The 7,213-nt window shown below is 42.3% G+C and carries 5 protein-coding genes; 4 read left to right on the top strand and 1 reads right to left on the bottom strand.

Annotated features, from left to right (window positions below; translation table 11 throughout):
* Window positions 1–35 precede the first annotated feature (35 nt).
* The gene (gene rpmH, locus ACN6OV_RS01035) at window positions 36–170 is read right to left on the bottom strand and encodes a 50S ribosomal protein L34 (protein WP_000831329.1); all 135 of its coding nucleotides are present in this window, start codon (window positions 168–170) and stop codon (window positions 36–38) included.
* Window positions 171–834: 664 nt separating this feature from the next.
* Between rpmH and dnaA the strand changes: the two genes are divergently transcribed.
* From dnaA to gyrB, 4 genes are all read left to right on the top strand, one after another.
* Complete coding sequence (gene dnaA, locus ACN6OV_RS01030) at window positions 835–2,223, top strand: chromosomal replication initiator protein DnaA (RefSeq protein WP_427948887.1); 1,389 nt, start codon at window positions 835–837, stop codon at window positions 2,221–2,223.
* Between the two features lie 108 nt (window positions 2,224–2,331).
* Window positions 2,332–3,480, top strand: a complete 1,149-nt coding sequence (gene dnaN / locus ACN6OV_RS01025) for a DNA polymerase III subunit beta (RefSeq protein WP_427948885.1) — start codon at window positions 2,332–2,334, stop codon at window positions 3,478–3,480.
* Between the two features lie 24 nt (window positions 3,481–3,504).
* Window positions 3,505–4,587: a DNA replication/repair protein RecF gene (recF, locus tag ACN6OV_RS01020; protein WP_427948883.1), complete on the top strand. Its 1,083-nt coding sequence runs from the start codon at window positions 3,505–3,507 to the stop codon at window positions 4,585–4,587.
* A 43-nt stretch (window positions 4,588–4,630) separates the two neighbouring features.
* Window positions 4,631–7,099 (top strand): DNA topoisomerase (ATP-hydrolyzing) subunit B, encoded by a 2,469-nt coding sequence (gene gyrB / locus ACN6OV_RS01015; protein WP_427948882.1) that lies wholly within the window; start codon window positions 4,631–4,633, stop codon window positions 7,097–7,099.
* Window positions 7,100–7,213 lie beyond the last annotated feature (114 nt).

Raw genomic sequence — 7,213 nt, 5'->3', positions numbered from 1 at the left:
TCATAACACCCAAGTCTTTACAGTCTTAACTGAAATTAAACAGTTAAGCTGTGACGACCTTTTGCACGACGACGCGCCAATACTTGACGGCCAGCTTTAGTAGCCATACGAGCACGGAAACCATGAACGCGTTTACGTTTCAACTCAGAAGGTTGGAAAGTACGTTTCATATCGAAACTCCAAATTATGATCTTACAGTAAAGGTTCGCGATTTTAGTGCTCATTGCTTGAGCTGTCAATGAAAAACGATCTTTCTTACAAAATCTAAGTGATGTGACATCAAGATAAATACTATTCAAAAATCAACTTTTAAATTTAAAATTAAAATACTCACAAGCTAAACAATTGTATGTATTATAGATTTGAGTTATCAGCAACTTTACTCACAAACTTATCCACAACACAACTGAATGAGTTTTATTTTTATGAATTTAAATTTGAATTTAAAACTTCAGTTGAGTTATCCCCAAAATCTAACGCTCCTATAAATAAATTCAAAATTTAAAATTTAAAGTTTATTATTATTAGTGTTGATATTTTCTGTGGAAAACGCACTTTTACTTTTATAAAACATAATTTTAAATTGTGAATAACTATGTTTTTATATTTTTGACAGTTTGTGGATAACTTTGTAATATATTTTATCCACAGCTTGCGGATAAACTTATCCACACGTGGTTTAAATTTAAATTTATAACTGAATTGCGTTTTTTTGAGCAATTTTGGCTGAATTAACCATGACAGATGTGGATAAGATGGTTAGAATGGCTGCCCGCTTAGCGGGGCTAAGATTAATTTTTGTAAATGTACAATAGATTGAAATAGGGGTTTCACATGCTTTGGACAGACTGCTTAACGCGCTTGCGACAAGAGCTTTCAGGCAATGTCTATACGATGTGGATTCGCCCACTGGTCGCAGAAGACGCAGGCGATAGTCTGCGCTTGTACGCACCTAATCCTTATTGGACACGTTATATCCAAGAACACCATTTAGAGCTGATTTCAATTTTGGCAGAACAGTTGTCTGAAGGTCGTGTTCGTAAAGTTGAAATTTTAGTAGATTCACGGCCTGGTGCGATTTTATCTGCAGCAGAGCAGCCCGCGACCACGACTGCGGCTCTTGAATCGACACCACAACCTGTTGCTACACCAACGCGTCCAAAAAAAGAAAAAGAAGAGAGTATTGGCAAAAGTAGTCGTAAAAAACAACTAAACCCTTTGTTTACCTTCTCACTGTTTGTTGAAGGTCGTTCAAACCAGATGGCAGCAGAAACCTGTCGTAAAGTGTTGACTCAGCCCGGAGCATCGCAACACAACCCTCTATTTCTCTATGGGCCAACAGGTCTAGGTAAAACGCATTTAATGCAAGCTGTAGGGAATGCATTATTGCAAGCAAAACCCAATGCGCGCGTGATGTATATGACCGCAGAAAGTTTTGTGCAGGACTTTGTCCGCTCTTTACAACAAGGCAAAGTGGAAGAATTTAAGAAAAACTGTCGTTCGCTAGACTTACTTTTAGTCGACGATATCCATTTGTTGGCAGGAAAAGAAGCTAGTCTAGTTGAGTTTTTCTATACTTTTAACGCATTGTTAGATGAATCTAAACAAATCATCTTAACTTCAGACCGATATCCAAAAGAATTAACGGAGCTTGATCCGCGTTTGGTTTCACGTTTCTCTTGGGGCTTATCTGTCGGTGTGGAACCCCCAGATATTGAAACCCGGATTGAAATTTTGCTGAAAAAAGCCGACAGCAATGGCGTGGAACTTCCGCGTAACTGTGCTTTGTTCATTGCGCAACAAGTGGTAGCCAATGTCCGTGAGCTTGAAGGCGCATTAAACAAAGTGGTGGCTATTTCACGTTTTAAAGGTTCACCAATTGACTTGGATGTGGTACGCGAATCCTTAAAAGACGTATTGGCGATCCGAGCACGTACTATCAGCACGGAGAACATTCAGCGTGTGGTGAGTGAGTATTTCCGTATTCCACTCAAAGAATTGGTCGGGCCAAAACGTACCCGTATTTATGCACGTCCGCGTCAGCTTGCGATGGGGATGGCGCGTGAATTGACCGGAGATAGTTTCCCTGAAATTGGCATGGCCTTTGGTAATCGTGACCACAGTACCGTCATGCATGCCTGTGAAAAAGTGCAGAGCCTGCGTGAAGAAGATCCGATCTTCAATGAGGACTATAAAAACTTGCAGCGTCTGCTGCAAAGTTAAGCCTTTTCGTTCAAATTCTGTTCTTGCAATGCAGTATATTCTGCCGCATAGTACACTGCTAAAAAATTAATTAATCTTGTCTATCTTCAGTTGTTAGAGGAATGTATTGTGCGTTTAAAAATCGCGAAAGAAAGCTTACTGAATGTTCTATCACATGTCGTAGGAGCGGTTGAACGTCGCCATACCTTAAATATTTTATCCAATGTCAAAGTTCAGGTGACTGAGCAGGCATTGACTATTACGGGGTCTGACCTTGAGGTTGAGCTGGTAGCAAGCACGCCACTGATGGAAGGGGCGTGTTTACAAGCCGGTGTCACCACAGTACCTGCGCGTAAACTGATGGATATCTGTAAATCTTTACCGTCAGCAGCACTGATTGATTTACAAATTACTGAAGACCAGCGTTGTATCTTAAAATCAGGCAATAGTCGTTTTGTTTTGGGGACGTTACCTGCGGAAGATTATCCATTATTGACCACTGAAAATACCCAAGGTACACAAGTGGCTGTAACGCAGCGTGAGTTAAAACGTTTATTTGAAAAGACTGCTTTTGCTATGGCGGTGCAAGACGTACGTTTCTATTTAACCGGTACTTTGTTGGAAATTGATGAAAATCAATTGCGTGCAGTGACTACAGATGGTCACCGTTTGGCCATGTGCGAAACTGCGGCAAGTTCAAATGCAACACAGGCGATGCAAGCGATTGTTCCACGTAAGGCAGTAGGCGAATTACAGCGTTTATTGAGCGTAGAGGATGAGCAATTATCGTTGCTAATTGGCCGTGAATTATTAAATGTGACGATCACGATTGCCAGCCGTGATAAAGAACAGGGCGATATTACTGTACGTTTTACCACGAAACTGATTGATGGAAAATTTCCAGACTACCGCCGTGTAATTCCACGTGGTGGTGATAAAAACGTGCGTATTGCACATGATGTATTTAAGCAATCCCTGCAACGTGTGGCGATTTTGAGTAATGAAAAATTACGCGGCATATTCTTAAAGTTTGATGCAGATACTTTGCAACTACGTGCTAATAACCCCGAGCAAGATGAAGCGATTGAAGACTTAGCAATTCAATATGCGGACGCACCGATGGAAATGTCATTTAATGCGCAATATTTGCTTGAAGTGTTAAATGTACTGGATGGTGATGATGTGGCGATGACCATGACTGAAGCAAACCAATCAGTCTTGGTACAGGATCCACAGCAACAAGATCAGACCTATGTGGTCATGCCAATGCGTGTTTAATTTAGACTCGCATCTGATTTTATTATGCATATTACGCGTTTACATGTAGAACGTGTTCGAAATTTAAAGACGGTTGCACTCTCTGAGTTGCAGCCGTTTAATGTCTTTTATGGGCAAAATGGCTCGGGCAAAACCTCGATTTTAGAGGCCGTTCATTTACTGGCTACGGGGCGATCTTTTCGAACCCATATTCCGAAAAATTATATTCAAAATAATAGTGCTGATGCAGTTGTTTTTGCCCAATCTGCAACAGACCGGATTGGCATGCAAAAAATGCAATCGGGTGAGCAGGTGATTAAAGTCAATGGTGACTTGGTGGGGACACAGGGACAGCTGGCAAAAATTCTCCCTTTACAGCTAATCGATCCACAAAGTACCGATATTATCGACCATGGTGCCAAGCCGCGGCGACAATTGCTTGACTGGCTGATGTTCCACGTGGAACCCGAATTTTATCATGCATGGCAATATTATGCGCGCGCACTGAAACAACGAAACAGCCTTTTAAAGTCTCGTCGTCATTTGTCCCTATCGGACTTAGAACCGTGGAACAAAATGCTAAGCGATTATGGCGAGATTTTGCATGCTCAGCGTAGTAATGTCGTGGAACAGTGGACGCGCTATTTTGAACAAGATTTGAAGGCATTATTGCCAAACTTAACGGTAACGCTGGAGTACAGTCCGGGCTTCCATGCTGAAACGGGACTGCTGAATGACCTGACCAATCAGCATGTTAGAGATTGTGAACGAGGCTTTACTGAGTATGGTCCACACCGTGCAGATTTACGTTTAAAAACCCCCATGGGCAGTGCTGATGTAGTGTTGTCCCGAGGGCAAAAAAAGTTACTGATCATGGCCTTGAAACTCTCACAGATTGCAATGCTACATGCCTGTAATAGGGAAACTGTGGTATTATTAGATGATCTGACAGCAGAATTAGATTTAACCGCACAACAGCGTTTAATTGAGCGTTTAAGCCATCTTGGTAGTCAAGTTTTTATTACCACTTTAGACCATGATTCAGTGCAAAAACACTTACATGATTTATCTATTTCTTATCAATTATTCAAAGTTGAAAATGGTACGGTTCAGGCTGTTGTGCAATGAAATACCACCTTTGGATAGACCTATTTTTCACTAGGGAGAAACCATGAGTTCAGAAGATCAAGCTGCTTCTCAAACAGAACAAACCATAGAAAAAGCTTATGATTCCTCTAGCATCAAAGTATTACGTGGCCTTGACGCTGTTCGTAAGCGTCCAGGGATGTATATTGGTGATACTGACGATGGTACAGGCCTACACCACATGGTGTTTGAAGTTGTCGATAACTCAATCGATGAAGCCTTAGCAGGTCACTGTGATGAAATTCAGGTTACCATTCATGAAGATGAGTCGGTGAGCGTTTCGGACAATGGCCGTGGTATCCCAACTGATATTCACCCTGAAGAAGGGGTATCTGCAGCAGAAGTGATTTTAACCATTCTGCATGCTGGTGGTAAATTTGACGATAACAGTTATAAAGTCTCAGGTGGTCTACACGGTGTAGGTGTATCCGTCGTCAATGCCTTGTCTGAAAAGCTTGAATTGACCATTCAGCGTGCAGGTAAAATTCACCAACAAGAATATAGACATGGTGATTCAGTTTATCCACTTAAAGTGGTTGGTGACACGGATCAAAGCGGTACACGTATTCGTTTTTGGCCAAGTGCTGAAACATTTAGCCAAACCATTTTCAATGTCGATATTTTGGCACGCCGTTTACGTGAATTGTCATTCTTGAACGCGGGTGTGCGCATTGTTTTGCGTGACGAGCGTATTAACCTTGAGCATGTTTACGATTATGAAGGTGGTTTGTCCGAGTTTGTTAAATATATCAACCAAGGCAAAACCCATCTGAATGATATCTTCCATTTCACCACAATGGCAGACAATGGCATCGGTGTCGAAGTTGCATTGCAGTGGAATGATACTTATCAAGAAAACGTCCGTTGTTTTACCAACAACATTCCGCAAAAAGATGGTGGTACGCATTTAGCAGGTTTCCGTGCAGCGCTGACCCGTGGCCTAAACAGCTATATGGAAAACGAAAACTTACTCAAAAAAGAGAAAGTTGCGGTTTCTGGTGATGATGCACGTGAAGGTTTGACTGCAATTGTTTCGGTGAAAGTGCCAGATCCAAAATTCTCGTCACAAACCAAAGAAAAATTGGTATCGAGTGAGGTGAAAACCGCAGTTGAGCAGGCGATGAATAAAGCGTTCTCTGAATATCTTTTAGAGAATCCGCAAGCGGCAAAATCGATTGCCGGTAAAATTATTGATGCGGCACGTGCACGTGATGCTGCGCGTAAAGCACGTGAAATGACACGCCGTAAGAGTGCCTTGGATATCGCGGGTCTTCCGGGTAAATTGGCCGATTGTCAGGAAAAAGATCCTGCATTGTCTGAACTTTACTTGGTCGAAGGTGACTCTGCGGGCGGTTCTGCAAAACAAGGCCGTAACCGTAAGATGCAAGCAATTCTGCCGTTGAAAGGTAAAATCCTCAACGTGGAACGTGCACGCTTTGACAAGATGATTTCATCTGCTGAAGTTGGGACTTTAATTACCGCATTAGGCTGCGGGATTGGTCGTGAAGAATATAACCCAGACAAACTGCGTTATCACAAAATCATCATCATGACCGATGCTGACGTCGATGGTTCGCATATTCGTACGCTACTTTTGACCTTCTTCTTCCGTCAAATGCCTGAGCTTGTGGAACGTGGTCATATTTATATTGCACAGCCACCATTGTATAAGCTGAAAAAAGGCAAGCAGGAACAGTACATCAAAGACAACGATGCACTTGAAACTTACCTAATTTCAAATGCCATTGATGAGCTTGAATTACATATCAGTGCTCAAGCGCCTGCGATTCGTGGTGAAGCACTTGCGAATGTAATTGCTGATTATCAAACCTCACAAAAGAGCTTGCATCGTTTGACTGTACGCTACCCTGCGAGTGTTCTGGATGGCTTATTGGCAGTAGAAGGCTTTAAGTTGGATCAAGCGAAAGACCAAGACTATGTGCAAACGTGGGGCGAGCAACTACGCGCCAATATTGAGACAACTCAGCCAAGTTTACGTCCTGAATTGAGTCTGGAAACCTTTGAGCATGAAGATGCTGCAGGCAATAAGTTCGCGACTTATTTCCCGCGCATTACCATTTACGTGCACAACTTACCGCATCATTACGTATTGGATTCAGGTCTGTTGGGGTCTGGTGAATATGCACGTTTACTGAAAAACTCGAAGAGCTGGTTCACGTTGTTAGAAGACGGGGCTTATCTGCAAAAAGGCGAACGCAAAATTGCAGTTAATAGCTTCCACCAAGTATGGCAAAACATCCTACAAGACTCACGCCGTGGCATGATGATTCAGCGCTATAAAGGTCTGGGTGAGATGAATGCTGAGCAGCTTTGGGAAACCACGATGGATCCTGAAAACCGGAATATGCTGCAAGTAACGGTACAGGATGCGATTGAAGCTGACCGTATGTTCTCTTGCTTGATGGGTGATGATGTGGAACCACGTCGTGCATTCATTGAAGAAAATGCTTTAAATGCGGATATTGATGCTTAATTTCTGATTACAGAATCATCCAGAAAAGCACTCTTCGGAGTAATGCCAGTCAGTTAAGAAATTGCCTGGCATTTTCTTGGATATTTCTGTGGTTTTCCCTTCACAACCCGAGGG

It is taken from the genome of Acinetobacter sp. (assembly GCF_050285345.1).
Lineage (GTDB): Bacteria > Pseudomonadota > Gammaproteobacteria > Pseudomonadales > Moraxellaceae > Acinetobacter.
The sequence above is the reverse complement of the archived record's forward strand: the minus strand, read 5'-3'. Positions and strand labels throughout refer to the sequence as shown.